This window comes from Staphylococcus sp. HMSC055A09, assembly GCF_001809655.1.
Taxonomy (GTDB): domain Bacteria; phylum Bacillota; class Bacilli; order Staphylococcales; family Staphylococcaceae; genus Staphylococcus; species Staphylococcus capitis.
Genome location: NZ_KV798369.1, coordinates 934,839 through 949,804, shown reverse-complemented (window position 1 = coordinate 949,804; position 14,966 = coordinate 934,839). Strand labels below are relative to the sequence as shown.

The 14,966-nt window shown below is 32.1% G+C and carries 15 protein-coding genes; all 15 read left to right on the top strand.

Features of this window, described 5'->3' with window-relative positions; translation table 11 throughout:
• Positions 1-35: 35 nt before the first annotated feature.
• Complete coding sequence (locus HMPREF2642_RS09945) at positions 36-1,097, top strand: M24 family metallopeptidase (RefSeq protein ID WP_070597828.1); 1,062 nt, start codon at positions 36-38, stop codon at positions 1,095-1,097.
• 26 nt (positions 1,098-1,123) lie between these two features.
• A complete protein-coding gene (gene efp / locus HMPREF2642_RS09940) occupies positions 1,124-1,681 on the top strand; it encodes an elongation factor P (protein ID WP_002433618.1) in 558 nt (185 codons plus the stop codon).
• Positions 1,682-2,149: 468 nt separating this feature from the next.
• A complete protein-coding gene (gene accB / locus HMPREF2642_RS09935; protein WP_002433598.1) occupies positions 2,150-2,623 on the top strand; it encodes an acetyl-CoA carboxylase biotin carboxyl carrier protein in 474 nt (157 codons plus the stop codon).
• Positions 2,623-3,978 carry an acetyl-CoA carboxylase biotin carboxylase subunit gene (gene accC, locus HMPREF2642_RS09930; RefSeq protein WP_070597827.1) on the top strand — a complete coding sequence of 452 codons (1,356 nt, stop codon included), beginning with the start codon at positions 2,623-2,625 and terminating at the stop codon, positions 3,976-3,978. The genes accB and accC overlap by 1 nt, the downstream gene beginning before the upstream one ends.
• An 11-nt stretch (positions 3,979-3,989) precedes the next feature.
• The gene (locus HMPREF2642_RS09925) at positions 3,990-4,352 is read left to right on the top strand and encodes an Asp23/Gls24 family envelope stress response protein (RefSeq protein WP_002433947.1); all 363 of its coding nucleotides are present in this window, start codon (positions 3,990-3,992) and stop codon (positions 4,350-4,352) included.
• Between the two features lie 237 nt (positions 4,353-4,589).
• A complete protein-coding gene (gene nusB, locus HMPREF2642_RS09920) occupies positions 4,590-4,979 on the top strand; it encodes a transcription antitermination factor NusB (RefSeq protein ID WP_002433628.1) in 390 nt (129 codons plus the stop codon).
• Between the two features lie 14 nt (positions 4,980-4,993).
• Positions 4,994-6,331: an exodeoxyribonuclease VII large subunit gene (gene xseA / locus HMPREF2642_RS09915; protein WP_030059020.1), complete on the top strand. Its 1,338-nt coding sequence runs from the start codon at positions 4,994-4,996 to the stop codon at positions 6,329-6,331.
• Positions 6,324-6,554: an exodeoxyribonuclease VII small subunit gene (locus HMPREF2642_RS09910; RefSeq protein WP_002433880.1), complete on the top strand. Its 231-nt coding sequence runs from the start codon at positions 6,324-6,326 to the stop codon at positions 6,552-6,554. Before xseA ends, HMPREF2642_RS09910 begins: the two co-directional genes overlap by 8 nt.
• The gene (locus HMPREF2642_RS09905) at positions 6,532-7,413 is read left to right on the top strand and encodes a polyprenyl synthetase family protein (protein ID WP_049427603.1); all 882 of its coding nucleotides are present in this window, start codon (positions 6,532-6,534) and stop codon (positions 7,411-7,413) included. Before HMPREF2642_RS09910 ends, HMPREF2642_RS09905 begins: the two co-directional genes overlap by 23 nt.
• Positions 7,414-7,767: 354 nt before the next feature.
• A complete protein-coding gene (ahrC, locus tag HMPREF2642_RS09900) occupies positions 7,768-8,220 on the top strand; it encodes a transcriptional regulator AhrC/ArgR (protein WP_002433875.1) in 453 nt (150 codons plus the stop codon).
• Between the two features lie 15 nt (positions 8,221-8,235).
• Complete coding sequence (gene recN / locus HMPREF2642_RS09895; RefSeq protein WP_023350215.1) at positions 8,236-9,912, top strand: DNA repair protein RecN; 1,677 nt, start codon at positions 8,236-8,238, stop codon at positions 9,910-9,912.
• A gap of 276 nt (positions 9,913-10,188) precedes the next feature.
• Positions 10,189-11,610 carry a dihydrolipoyl dehydrogenase gene (lpdA, locus tag HMPREF2642_RS09890; RefSeq protein WP_070597826.1) on the top strand — a complete coding sequence of 474 codons (1,422 nt, stop codon included), beginning with the start codon at positions 10,189-10,191 and terminating at the stop codon, positions 11,608-11,610.
• A gap of 14 nt (positions 11,611-11,624) precedes the next feature.
• Positions 11,625-12,623, top strand: coding sequence for a thiamine pyrophosphate-dependent dehydrogenase E1 component subunit alpha (locus HMPREF2642_RS09885; RefSeq protein ID WP_037549217.1), 999 nt, complete (start codon positions 11,625-11,627; stop codon positions 12,621-12,623).
• Positions 12,616-13,599, top strand: a complete 984-nt coding sequence (locus HMPREF2642_RS09880; protein WP_049427609.1) for an alpha-ketoacid dehydrogenase subunit beta — start codon at positions 12,616-12,618, stop codon at positions 13,597-13,599. The genes HMPREF2642_RS09885 and HMPREF2642_RS09880 overlap by 8 nt, the downstream gene beginning before the upstream one ends.
• Positions 13,600-13,611: 12 nt before the next feature.
• The gene (locus HMPREF2642_RS09875; protein ID WP_049427611.1) at positions 13,612-14,919 is read left to right on the top strand and encodes a dihydrolipoamide acetyltransferase family protein; all 1,308 of its coding nucleotides are present in this window, start codon (positions 13,612-13,614) and stop codon (positions 14,917-14,919) included.
• The last annotated feature ends 47 nt before the right edge of the window (positions 14,920-14,966 follow it).

Here is a 14,966-nt window from a genome sequence, read left to right as displayed (position 1 = left end):
AAAATGTACAAACGTTATCATTAGGAGTGATGCAAATGAATAAATTAAAACAAGTTCATGAAATCTTGGAGCATAAACGTTTGGATGCACTTATTGTTCTATCTGATTTTAATCGAAGATATCTTTCAGGATTCACGGGAACAAGTGGCGCTTTGATAATAACCCCTGATAAAAATTATCTTGTAACTGATTTTAGATATATTGAACAAGCGACTAATCAAGCAACTGAATTTGAAATTATTAATCGTCAAAGTGGGTTAATTTCAGAAATAAAACAAATATTAGAAAGTAAAAAGTTAACGAATGTCGGTTTTGAAGGACACTTTATTAGTTATGATACATATGTTGAACTTAATAAAGGTATAATTACTTTGATTAGTATAAGGGATTCTATTGATAAGATAAGAGAAGTGAAAAATAAAGAAGAAATTCAACTTATAAAAAAAGCAGCAGAAATTGTGGATAAAACATATGAATATATTTTATCAATAGCAAAAGTGGGTATGAGTGAAAGAGAAATCAAAGCGCGCCTAGAAAGTAAAATGTTAGAATTAGGTGCCGATGGTCCATCTTTTGATACAATTGTAGCATCAGGTTATAGAGGCGCATTACCTCACGGAGTAGCTAGTGACAAACGCATCGAAAAAGGTGATATGATTACTTTAGATTTTGGAGCGTACTATCGTGGTTATTGTTCCGATATAACGCGTACTTTCGCTATAGGTGAACCTGATCCAAAGATGAAAGAAATATATGAAATCGTGCTACAATCTCAAATTAAGGCAATCGAAGAAATAAAACCTGGTATGACTGTTCAACAAGCTGACGCTTTATCAAGAGATTATATCGAGTCTCATGGTTATGGAAAGGAATTTGGTCATTCTCTTGGACATGGTATAGGTTTAGATATTCATGAAGGACCATTGCTATCTAAGAATAGCGAAGGTGAATTGAAAGTTAATAATTGTGTAACAATTGAACCAGGTATATATGTCGATGGACTTGGTGGCGTTAGAATAGAAGACGATATATTAATCACAGAAAATGGCTGTGATGTCTTTACTAAATGCACAAAAGACCTTATTATTTTAGAGTAAGCGCGTATAATTGAGGAGGAGACTGAATGATTTCAGTAAATGATTTTAAAACAGGCTTAACAATTTCTGTAGATAATGGAATTTGGAAAGTTATTGATTTCCAACACGTAAAACCAGGAAAAGGTTCTGCATTTGTTCGTTCTAAATTAAGAAACTTAAGAACAGGTGCTATCCAAGAAAAAACATTCCGAGCAGGAGAGAAAGTTGAACAGGCGATGATTGAAAACCGTCGCATGCAATATTTATATGCTGATGGAGATAATCATATTTTCATGGATAATGAAACTTTCGATCAAATCGAATTACCTGGTGATTATTTAAAAGATGAATTAAACTATTTAAAAGCAAATATGGAAGTTCAAGTTCAATCATATGAAGGAGAAATTATTGGAGTTGAATTACCTAAAACAGTTGAATTAGAAGTAACTGAAACTGAACCAGGTATTAAAGGTGATACAGCAACAGGCGCAACAAAATCTGCTACTGTAGAAACTGGATATACTTTAAATGTGCCTTTATTCGTTAATGAAGGAGATATTTTAGTAATTAATACAGGCGACGGAAGTTACATTTCTAGAGGCTAGACAAATTATACTTATTAACTATCCCCCCTTAAAGTGTACATTGAAATTGGTGTGCATTCTTAAGGGGGTTAATATTTTTTGGACTTTTACTTCAATAAAAGTAACATAAAATCAAAATTTATCCACCACTGAACATTTTAATTCATGTAGTAGTTTAATTTAACTTAGAATTATTAATCTGAACCACTATTTACCCAACCTCAGAATCATTTTGATAAGCATTCAAACGTCTTCGCATCATTATCGCTACAAAACTTACTAGAAAATATAATGGCATCTATATTTGAGTATATTTCTTGATTTAATTAATAATTATTACTAAACCCGTTTGTTGCAATTTTTGTTTTTTAAATTATTAGTTACTAAGCCTGTTATCTATGTTTCATCATATGAACATGCTTGAATTGAGTGAATGACTCAAGTAAAATAGACGGGTAGATGAAAACAAACCTAAGGAGTCAGTACGAAATGAACTTTAAAGAAATAAAAGAATTAATTGAAATTCTTGATCAATCTAATTTAACTGAAATTAACATTGAGGATAACAAAGGTAGCGTTGTTAATCTTAAAAAAGAGAAAGAAACTGAAATCATTACACCTCAAGTAGCTCAACAACCTGCACAACAGATTTCTCAACCACAAGCAGCGCCACAACCTCAATCAACTACTCAATCAGGGGAAGAAACTCAAGAATCTGCTAGTGATAATTACGAAACGATTAATGCGCCAATGGTTGGTACATTCTATAAATCACCTTCGCCAGAGGAAGATGCTTATGTTCAAGTAGGGGATAAAGTTTCAAACGACACAACTGTATGTATTCTTGAAGCAATGAAATTATTTAATGAGATACAAGCTGAAACATCAGGTGAGATCGTGGAAATCTTAGTAGAAGACGGACAAATGGTAGAGTATGGCCAGCCGTTATTTAAGGTGAAATAATGAATAAGATATTAATCGCAAACCGTGGGGAGATAGCTGTTAGAATAATCAGAGCTGCTCACGATTTAGGTATCCAAACAGTAGCTATTTATTCTGAAGGGGACAAAGATGCATTACATACTCAAATTGCTGATGAAGCATATTGCGTCGGTCCAACTTTATCTAAGGACTCTTATTTGAACATACCTAATATATTATCTATTGCGACTTCTACTGGTTGTGACGGAGTACATCCTGGTTATGGATTTTTAGCTGAAAATGGCGACTTTGCAGAATTATGTGAAGCATGTCAACTTAAATTCATTGGTCCAAGTTATGAATCTATTCAAAAAATGGGAATTAAAGACGTAGCTAAAGCAGAAATGATTAAAGCTAATGTACCTGTCGTACCTGGTAGTGAAGGACTTATCCAAAGTATCGATGATGCTAAGAAAGTAGCTAAAAAAATTGGTTATCCTGTAATAATTAAAGCTACTGCAGGTGGTGGCGGAAAAGGTATTCGTGTTGCACGTGACGAGAAAGAGCTTGAAACAGGTATTCGTATGACTCAACAAGAAGCAGAAACTGCCTTTGGTAACGGTGGTTTATACCTAGAGAAGTTTATCGAGAACTTTAGACATATTGAGATTCAAATTGTCGGAGATAGTTATGGTAATGTCATACATTTAGGTGAGCGTGATTGTACGATTCAACGTAGAATGCAAAAATTAGTTGAGGAAGCGCCTTCTCCCATTTTAAGTGAAGAAAAACGTCAAGAAATGGGAAATGCGGCTGTTAGAGCAGCTAAAGCAGTTAACTATGAGAACGCTGGTACGATAGAATTCATTTACGATCTTGATGATGATAATTTCTATTTCATGGAAATGAACACTCGTATTCAAGTAGAACATCCTGTTACTGAAATGGTCACTGGTGTGGATTTAGTTAAATTACAACTTAAAGTAGCTATGGGTGAAGCTTTACCATTCAAACAAGAGGATATTTCAATTAATGGCCACGCTATAGAATTCCGTATAAATGCTGAGAATCCATATAAAGACTTTATGCCTTCACCAGGTAAGATTACTCAATATTTAGCACCAGGCGGTTTTGGAGTGAGAATAGAATCAGCATGTTATACTAATTATACAATCCCTCCATATTATGATTCTATGGTAGCTAAACTTATTGTACATGAACCTACTAGGGATGAAGCCATTATGACTGGTATTCGTTCACTAAGTGAGTATCTTGTATTAGGAATAGATACTACTATTCCGTTCCAACTTAGACTACTAAATAATGAAATCTTTAGAAGTGGTGAATTTAATACAAAATTCTTAGAAAAATACAATATTATGGATGATGATCAATAGGAGGTTATCGGATGGTCAATGTAGCAGATTATTCTCAATCGAATTTAGGTAAAATTGAAATTGCGCCAGAAGTTTTATCTGTTATTGCTAGTATTGCCACGTCAGAAATCGATGGAATCACAGGCCATTTTGCTGAATTAAGCAAGACGAATTTAGAGAAAATTAGTCGGAAAAACCTCTATAGAGATGTAAAAATTGAGGCTAAAGATGATGGTATATACATTGATATTTATTGTGCTTTAAAGCACGGAGTAAATATTTCTAAAACAGCCAATAATATTCAATCTGCAATTTTTAATTCAATAACAACTATGACAGCAATTGAACCAAAACAAATTAACATTCATATTACACAAATTATAGTAGAAAAATAAATAATACAAAGTAGAGGTATTATAGAAGTAGCATTTATTAGAATTCTAATTCAAAATAAAGCGTCACTTATAAATGTAGTACATTCTATGATATTCCTACTGGTTAGACTGATTTGAATTAAAAAAAATTAAAAAAATTTTAATTCAGTCATTTTCACCAATATGCTAATTATGGCTGAGACAATGTTTTATGTTTCAGCCTCATTAATTATATAAATACGTTTGAAGGAGTAAAATATGAGTCGTAAAGAATCAAGAATTCAAGCTTTTCAAACTTTATTTCAATTAGAAATGAAAGAATCTGATTTAAGTATCACTGAAGCAATCAACTTTATAAAAGATGATTATCCAGATTTAGACTTTGATTTTATTAACTGGTTAGTTACAGGAGTAAAAGATCATGAAGCTGTATTAGATGAGAAGTTTAAACCATATTTAAAAGATTGGTCAATTGAACGTTTACTAAAATCTGACCGTATTATCTTAAGAATGGCTACATTTGAAATGTTACACAGTGACACTCCTGAAAAAGTTATCATCAATGAAGCTGTTGAACTTACTAAACAATTTAGTGATGATGGTCACTATAAATTTATTAATGGTGTTTTAAGTAATATAAATAATTAAAATGAGTGATATGTATGACTGAATATTTAAGTGTTACTACTTTAACTAAATACATTAAATATAAATTTGATCAAGATCCTCATTTGCAATCTGTTTTAATAAAGGGAGAATTATCAAACTTTAAGAAACATTCAAGCGGACACTTATACTTTAACGTTAAAGATAAAGAGAGTGTGATTAGCGCTATGATGTTTAAAGGTAATGCTTCTAAATTAGGCTTTGAACCTAAAGAAGGTGATGAAGTTCTACTCGAAGCTCGTGTCTCCGTTTATGAAAGAAGGGGCAACTATCAAATTTATGTAAATAAGATGCAACTTGACGGAATTGGAAATTTATATCAAAAGTTAGAAGAACTTAAGAAGAAACTTACAAAAGAAGGTTATTTCGATAGCAGCGTTAAGAAACCTATATCCAAATTTCCCAAAAGAATTGCGGTCCTAACAGCTAGTACTGGTGCTGCAATTAGAGATATTCATTCAACAATTAACAGTCGATATCCTTTAGTTGAACAGATACACATCAGTACATTGGTACAAGGTACGCAAGCAAAACAAGATATTATAGAGAAAATTGAACATGCTGACACACTTGATGTAGACACCATCATAGTTGGGCGTGGTGGTGGTTCTATTGAAGATTTATGGAACTTTAATGAGGAAGAAGTAGTTAAAGCAATATATAGTTGTAATACACCAATTATTTCAGCTGTGGGACACGAAACTGACTTTACTTTAAGTGATTTTGTAGCTGATGTTAGAGCAGCTACTCCTACACAAGCAGCTGTAATCGCAACACCCGACCAATATGAATTAATGCAACAAATTAAACAATATCAATTTTCATTAACTAGGTTTATTAAACAATATATCGAACAACAGAAGAAACAATTAAATCATCTAAATTCTTATTATAAATTTAAGCAACCTTCACTATTGTATGATCAACAAATTCAAAAGCGTGATGACCTTGAAAAACAACTTAAGCAATTGATGTCGACATATCTTGAAAAGCATACTCAAAACCTCAAGCTATTGAAACAACATTTCAATTTAAAAACACTCAATAACAACATTTCTCAAGATAAAATGCATGTGTCCCAATATCGTGAACGTATGACTCAAGCAATAACAAATGAATTATCAAAATTACAAACAGATTTAAAAAATAAAATTGAAAATCTAAATAATTTGAGTCCTACTAATACAATGTTACGTGGCTATGCAATTGTAAATAAGGATGATAAAGTAGTTACAAGTACACATGATATTACTGAGAATGATACAATCACTTTAACAATGAAAGATGGCAACGTTGATGCTACTGTAAAGAAAGTAAGGTGTAATGATGAGTAAAGAAAAGCAAAGCTTTGAAGAAATGATGCAAGAACTAGAAAATATCGTACAAAAATTAGATAATGAAACAGTTTCATTAGAGGAATCACTAGACTTATATCAAAGAGGAATGAAATTATCAACTGCTTGTGATACAACTTTAAAAGATGCAGAGAAAAAAGTGAACAAATTAATGCAAGAAGAAGCTGAGGAACAAGAAAATGAAGAAGCTAACAATGAGTAATTTAATCGAAGAAGTTAATACTAATCTTAAGCAGGCAATTCCTGAATCTCATCTAAATACCGATTTAGAAGAGAGCATGATGTACTCACTTCAGGCCGGAGGAAAAAGAATTCGACCTGTATTATTATTACTTACTTTAAATATGCTAAATGAAAATTATCATAAAGGACTTCAAAGTGCTTTAGCTTTAGAAATGATTCATACATACTCACTCATTCATGACGATTTACCTGCAATGGATGATGACGATTACCGTCGTGGTAAACTAACTAATCACAAAGTCTATGGTGAATGGAAAGCAATATTAGCTGGAGATGCACTTTTAACAAAGGCATTTGAATTAGTCTCAAATGACGATTTAATTGAAGATAATGTTAAAGTAAAAGTCTTACAACGATTATCTAAAGCAAGCGGACACATCGGTATGGTTGGCGGACAAACATTAGATATGCAAAGCGAAAATCAAACAGTTGATTTAAAAACTTTAGAGTCTATTCATAAAGCTAAGACAGGTGCTCTTCTTACTTTTGCAGTAATGGCTGCTGTAGATATTGCTCAAGTAGATCAGAAGACGTCTCACAATCTAAATGAATTCAGCGAACATTTAGGACTTATGTTTCAGATTAAAGACGATTTATTAGATGTTTATGGCGATGAGAAAAAAATAGGTAAAGCGGTAGGTAGTGATGAATCGAATAATAAAAGTACTTATGTTTCCTTATTAGGTAAAGAGGGTGCTGAAGACAAACTGGAATATCATAAGAATCAAGCTTTGGAATGTCTGAATAATATATCTTCACAATATCAAACTTCAGAATTAATAAAAATTGTTGATTTATTTTACAATAGAGATCATTAAATTTAATAAAGATATTTAGATTTTAATTTATAGCCTATAAATGGATGAGTTCTAGTTCATTTATAGGCTAAATTTTAGATTTGTTTTAGCTATTATATTTTCATTTTGAAATCTTAGATACAAATCCTTATTATTTGATATATATTTTGTTTTCCATATACAAAAAATATTCATTCTCTAATTTTTATTCAATTAATTAATTTATCATGTTAAAGTTTGGATTTTTATAATAAATGCCTTTATCATGCCAAAGATAAAAAATAATAATGTTAAAGTTAAATAGTGTTTAGTAGTAGTTACGAGTCGCTTGTGTTAAAATCATTGTATAAATATTCGTAACTAGAGGTGTTTATTGTGCCAAAAAAATCAGTTAGACATATAAAAATTAGAGAAATTATTTCGAACGAACAAATAGAGACACAAGATGAATTGGTAAAACGATTAAATGAATATGATTTAAACGTGACACAAGCAACAGTTTCAAGAGATATAAAAGAATTACAATTAATTAAAGTTCCCGCACCTTCAGGTCAATATGTTTATAGTTTACCGAATGATAGAAAATATCATCCTTTAGAAAAATTAGGACGATATTTAATGGATTCTTTTGTAAATATAGAGGGAACTGGAAACTTACTTGTACTTAAAACACTTCCAGGTAACGCACAATCAATTGGAGCTATACTTGATCAAATTGATTGGGATGAAGTACTTGGTACCATTTGTGGCGATGATACATGTCTACTTATTTGTAGAAATGAAGAAGCAAGTGAAGAGATAAAAACTAGAATTTTTAATTTATTATAAGGATGCGATGAATTTATGTTACAAACCTTATCAATAAAACAGTTTGCTATCATTGATAAACTTGAAATACAATTTTCAGATGGATTAACAGTCCTAAGTGGCGAAACAGGCTCAGGTAAATCTATCATCATTGATGCAATTGGACAGCTAATAGGAATGCGCGCTTCTTCTGATTATGTGCGTCATGGCGAGAAAAAAGCTATCATTGAAGGTATATTCGATATAGATGAAAGCAAAGATGCAATATCTATTCTAGAAGATTTATCCATTGATATTGATGAAGACTTTTTATTAGTTAAGAGAGAAATCTTTAGTTCTGGTAAAAGCATTTGTCGTATCAATAATCAAATTGTCACACTTCAAGATTTAAGAAAAGTGATGCAAGAATTATTAGATATTCATGGCCAACATGAAACTCAATCATTACTCAAGCAAAAATATCATCTTCAATTACTCGATGATTATGCAGAAAATCAATATTCTGATTTGCTACAACAATATAAAAATATTTTCAATCAATATAAAGATAAAAGAAAAGAATTAGAAGATTTGGAATCAGCCGATCAAGCATTGCTACAGCGTCTTGATTTGATGAAATTTCAATTCGAAGAACTTACAGAAGCTTCTTTAAAAGAAGATGAAGTAGAACAACTAGAAGTTGATATTAAACGTATTCAGAATTCTGAAAAATTGAGCCTAGCATTGAATAATGCGCATCAAGTACTAACAGATGAGAATGCTATTCCGGATCGATTATACGAATTAAGTAATCATCTTCAATCTATCAATGATATTGTTCCTGAAAAATACGAAAAATTGAAAGAAGATATTGACCAATTCTACTATGTTCTTGAAGACGCAAAACATGATATATATGATGAAATGGCAAACACCGAATTTGATGAACAAGTATTAAATGAACTTGAATCAAGGATGAATCTTTTAAATAACCTAAAACGAAAATATGGAAAAGATGTTCCTGAACTCATTGCTTATCAAAGTAAGTTAGAGAATGAGATTAATAAAATTGAAAACTATGAACAAAGTTCATCACAATTAAGAGAAGAAATTAACCAACTTTATCAAGAAGTAATTGATATAGGTAAAGCATTATCAAAAGAACGGCGACGCGTCGCTAGGGAATTACGTGACCATATTGTTTCTGAAATTCAAAATTTACAAATGAAAGATGCAAATTTAGAAATATCTTTCAAACCTCTTGATGAACCTAACTACGAAGGAATCGAATTTGTAGAATTTTTAATTAGCCCTAATAAAGGAGAGCCTTTAAAAAGCTTGAATAAAATTGCTTCAGGAGGGGAATTATCTCGAATAATGCTTGCATTAAAAAGCATATTTGTTAAATCACGTGGCCAAACAGCAATTCTATTTGATGAAGTGGATTCAGGTGTTTCTGGACAGGCAGCACAGAAAATGGCTGAAAAAATGAGAGACATAGCTCAATTCATACAAGTCATATGTATTTCTCATTTACCTCAAGTTGCTTCAATGAGTGATCATCATCTTCTAATAAGTAAAGCCTCACATGATGACAGGACAACTACTCAAGTTAAAGAGTTATTAGATGACGATAGAATTAACGAGGTAGCGCGAATGATTTCCGGAGCTAGTGTTACTGATTTAACAAGAGAAAACGCTAAAGAAATGATTGCTCAAAATCACAGAGATTAATCTTTATCCATTTTAGTAGTAGCACATTCAAAATTTTTCTCAAAAAGAGTATAATGAATCGATTCTTAAAGATTTGTCATTAATTTTTAAATTTAATAACTATCCGAATTGATGTAAAATAGGAAAGTATTAATTTATAAGAACATCTTGAATTACATCACCTTTAGTTCAATATGTAATTCAATATTAAAATAAGTAATTTTATTAGAGGACTAAGATGTCTTGATTATAAATGTCAGACATATTTAGTCTTCTAAATATTTAAGGAGTAAGACCATGTCAGAAAAACAATATGATTTAGTCGTCCTTGGTGGAGGAACTGCTGGTTATGTAGCTGCTATCAGAGCTTCGCAATTAGGTAAGAAAGTAGCAATAGTTGAAAAATCTTTATTAGGTGGCACATGTTTACATAAAGGGTGTATACCTACTAAATCTTTATTAAAATCTGCTGAAATACATCATACTATTAAAAATGCTAGTACTTTTGGTATTGATGTAAGTAATTTTAATGTTAATTTTGAAAATATTTTAAAACGTAAAAATGATATTGTGAATCAAATGCATACAGGAGTAAACCAGTTAATGCAACACCATCACATAGATATATATAATGGAACTGGTAGAATATTAGGAACATCTATATTTTCACCTCAAAGTGGTACGATTTCAGTGGAATACGAAGATGGTGAGTCTGATTTAATACCAAATCAATTTGTATTAATTGCTACTGGCTCTACACCGAAATTATTACCATTTATTGAATTTGATCATGAACGTATTTTATCAAGTGACGATATCCTTTCAATTGAGTCTTTACCAGAACATTTGGCGATTATAGGTGGTGGTGTCATCGGATTAGAATTTGCTTCACTAATGAATGACCTAGGAACTTCAGTTACTGTTATCGAAGCAAATGACCGTATTTTACCAACTGAAAGTACTCAAATCGCTTCATCATTAAAAAAAGAATTATCTCATAGAGGTGTAACTTTCTACGAGAATATCCAATTAGATGAAAATAGTATTAAAAAAGATGATGATAGTGTTACAATTTATTTTGAAAATAATGCAATTAAAGTAGATAAAGTTTTAATATCTGTTGGTAGAACACCAAATACACAAGATATTGGTCTTAATAATACAAAAATCAAAACAAATAAAGCAGGACATATTATCACTAATGAATATCAACAAACTGAAGATAAGCATATTTATGCTGCAGGAGATTGCATAGGTAAACTTCAGCTTGCTCATGTAGGTTCAAAAGAAGGTTTAGTTGCAGTTGAACACATGTTTGATGGGCGTCCTATACCCGTTAATTATGACCTGGTACCAAAATGTGTTTACACATATCCAGAAATCGCTTCAATTGGTAAAAATATTGAAGAAGCCAAAGCTCAAAACATTAAAGCGCGTGCTTATAAAGTATCATTTAAAGCAATTGGGAAAGCGATGATTGATGATATTGGTGAGCAAAATGGTTTTTGCGAAGTGATTATTAATAAAGAAAATGATGAAATCATTGGTCTTAACATGATTGGACCTCATGTAACTGAATTGATTAATGAAGTTTCATTATTGCAATTTATGAATGGCTCATCTTTAGAACTTGGATTAACTACCCATGCTCATCCATCTTTATCTGAAGTTTTGATGGAATTAGGATTAAAAGTTGAAGGTAGAGCGATTCACGTATAGTAGGAGGTAAAATAATGATTGATTATAAGTCAGCAGGCCTTACTGAAGAAGACCTCAAGATGATGTATAAATGGATGGACTTAGGAAGAAAGGTAGACGAGAGATTATGGCTTCTTAACCGCGCAGGTAAAATTCCTTTCGTTGTAAGTGGTCAAGGACAGGAAGCCACTCAAATTGGTATGGCATACGCTATGGAAGAAGGGGATATTTCTTCTCCATATTATCGTGACTTAGCATTTGTTACATATATGGGTATAACACCCTTAGACACGATGTTATCTGCTTTCGGTAAAAGAGATGATATCAATTCCGGCGGTAAACAGATGCCATCTCACTTTAGTCATAAAGATAAAGGCATCTTATCTCAGAGTTCACCAGTAGCAACTCAGATTCCGCATTCAGTAGGTGCTGCCCTTGCATTAAAAATGGATAATAAACAAAATATTGCTACCGCAACTGTTGGGGAAGGAAGTTCAAATCAAGGCGACTTCCATGAAGGTCTTAACTTTGCAGGTGTGCACGATTTACCTTTTGTCTGCGTGATTATTAATAATAAATATGCTATATCAGTACCAGATTCATTACAATACGCTGCTGAAAAACTCTCTGATCGTGCTTTAGGTTATGGTATGTATGGTGAACAAGTAGATGGAAATGATCCTATTGCTGTTTATAAAGCTATGAAAGAAGCACGAAATCGTGCTTTAAATGGAGAAGGCGCTACTTTAATAGAAGCTGTTACTTCTCGAATGACACCACATTCTTCAGATGACGATGATAAATATCGTACTCAAGAAGAACGTGATAGTCTTAAAGAAGGAGACTGTAATATTAAATTTAAATCCTTCTTACTTGAAAATGAGATTATAGATGAACAATGGCTTTCTGATTTAGAACAAGAACACAAAGAATTAATTAATAAAGCGACGAAGGCCGCTGAAGAGGCTCCATATCCTTCAATCGAAGAAGCATATGCACACGTTTATGATGAAGGAGGCCAAGAAAATGACTAAATTATCCTATTTAGAAGCAATTCGCCAAGCTCATGATTTAGCACTTGAAAAAAATAAAAATACTTTCATCTTAGGTGAAGATGTAGGTAAAAAGGGTGGCGTATTTGGCGTTACACAAGGCTTACAAGAAAAATATGGAAAAGAACGTGTAATTGATACCCCACTTGCAGAGTCAAATATTATAGGAACTGCAATAGGCGCAGCAATGATGGGTAAACGTCCTATCGCAGAAATTCAATTCGCGGATTTCATTCTACCAGCGACTAATCAAATAATAAGTGAAGCTGCTAAGATGAGATACCGTTCTAACAATGATTGGGGCTGTCCTATAACTATTAGAGCACCTTTTGGTGGAGGTGTTCATGGTGGTTTGTATCACTCACAAAGTATTGAAAGCATTTTCGCTTCAACCCCAGGATTAAAAATAGTAATTCCTTCTTCATCTTATGATGCAAAAGGATTATTATTATCATCAATTGAATCTAATGATCCAGTTTTATTCTTTGAACACAAAAAAGCTTATCGATTTTTAAAAGAAGAAGTTCCAGAAGATTACTATACAGTACCTTTAGGAAAAGCAGATGTAAAAAGAGAAGGCGATGATATCACTGTTTTCACTTATGGTTTAATGGTTAATTATTGTTTACAAGCAGCTGATATTTTAGCTGAAGACGGTATTAATGTTGAAGTTGTAGACTTAAGAACGGTATATCCATTAGATAAAGAAACTATTATTGATCGTGCTAAACAAACCGGCAAGGTTTTACTCGTTACAGAAGATAATTTAGAAGGTAGCGTTATGTCAGAGGTTTCGGCAATTATAGCAGAACATTGCTTATTTGAACTAGATGCACCGATTATGCGTTTAGCTGCACCCGACGTTCCATCTATGCCATTTTCACCTGTCTTAGAAAATGAAATAATGATGAGTCCTGAAAAGATACAAGAAAAAATGCGCGAATTAGCGGAATTCTAAGGAGGGTATCAATTGGAAATTAAAATGCCTAAATTAGGTGAAAGTGTTCATGAAGGTACAATAGAACAATGGTTAGTTGCTGTAGGCGATGAAGTAGGAGAATATGAACCTTTATGTGAAGTAATTACAGATAAAGTTACCGCTGAAGTACCTTCTACAGTTTCAGGTAAAGTTACCGAACTTATAGTTAATGAAGGAGAAACAGTAAGCGTTGATGCAGTAATTTGTAAAATCGATACAGGAGAAGAAAGAGATGATATAGATAGTGAGACAGAAGCAAATCATTCTTATGAAGAACAATCTTCTAGTCATAAAAAAAATTTGTCTCAATCGGAAATAAATGAAAATACTAATGATTCATCTTTACAACCTAAAAATAATGGTCGTTTTTCACCTGTTGTCTTCAAATTAGCTTCTGAAAACAACATCGATTTAACTCAAGTAGTGGGTACAGGTTTCAGTGGACGTGTCACTAAAAAAGATATTGAAAAAGTAATTAATAATCCTGAAATTATTGAAAATACAACTAGCAATTCCACTAGTAATCAGAGTCAAAACAACCAATCATCTCAACAAACTTTACAATCTCAAAGTCAATCTGAGTCCGATATAACATACAATCAAGGAAGTACAATTCCTGTTAAAGGGGTTCGTAAAGCAATTGCTCAAAATATGGTGACAAGTGTTACTGAAATTCCTCATGGTTGGATGATGATAGAAGCTGATGCAACGAATTTAGTTAAAACAAGAAATCATCACAAAAACACATTTAAACAAAACGAAGGTTATAATCTGACATTCTTTGCATTCTTTGTAAAAGCTGTAGCTGATGCCTTGAAAGCACATCCTTTACTAAATAGCACATGGCAAGGTGATGAAATAGTTATTCATAAAGATATTAATATTTCAATTGCTGTAGCTGATAAAGATAAATTATATGTGCCGGTCATTAAACATGCTGATGAAAAATCTATCAAGGGTATTGCTAGAGAAATCAATGACTTAGCTACAAAAGCTCGCAATGGCCAACTTACTCAAGCAGATATGGAGGGTGGCACATTTACAGTAAATAATACTGGTTCATTTGGCTCAGTGTCTTCAATGGGAATTATTAACCATCCTCAAGCCGCAATATTACAAGTGGAATCTGTGGTTAAAAAGCCTGTTGTTATAGATGATATGATTGCAATTAGAAGTATGGTTAATTTATGTATTTCGATCGATCATCGTATCCTTGACGGACTACAAACAGGTCAATTTATGAATCATATTAAAAAACGTATTGAACAATATTCTATTGAGAATACAAATATCTATTAAGATTTCAATCTCACATATCCATATATTACTGTCGACAACTTCATTGA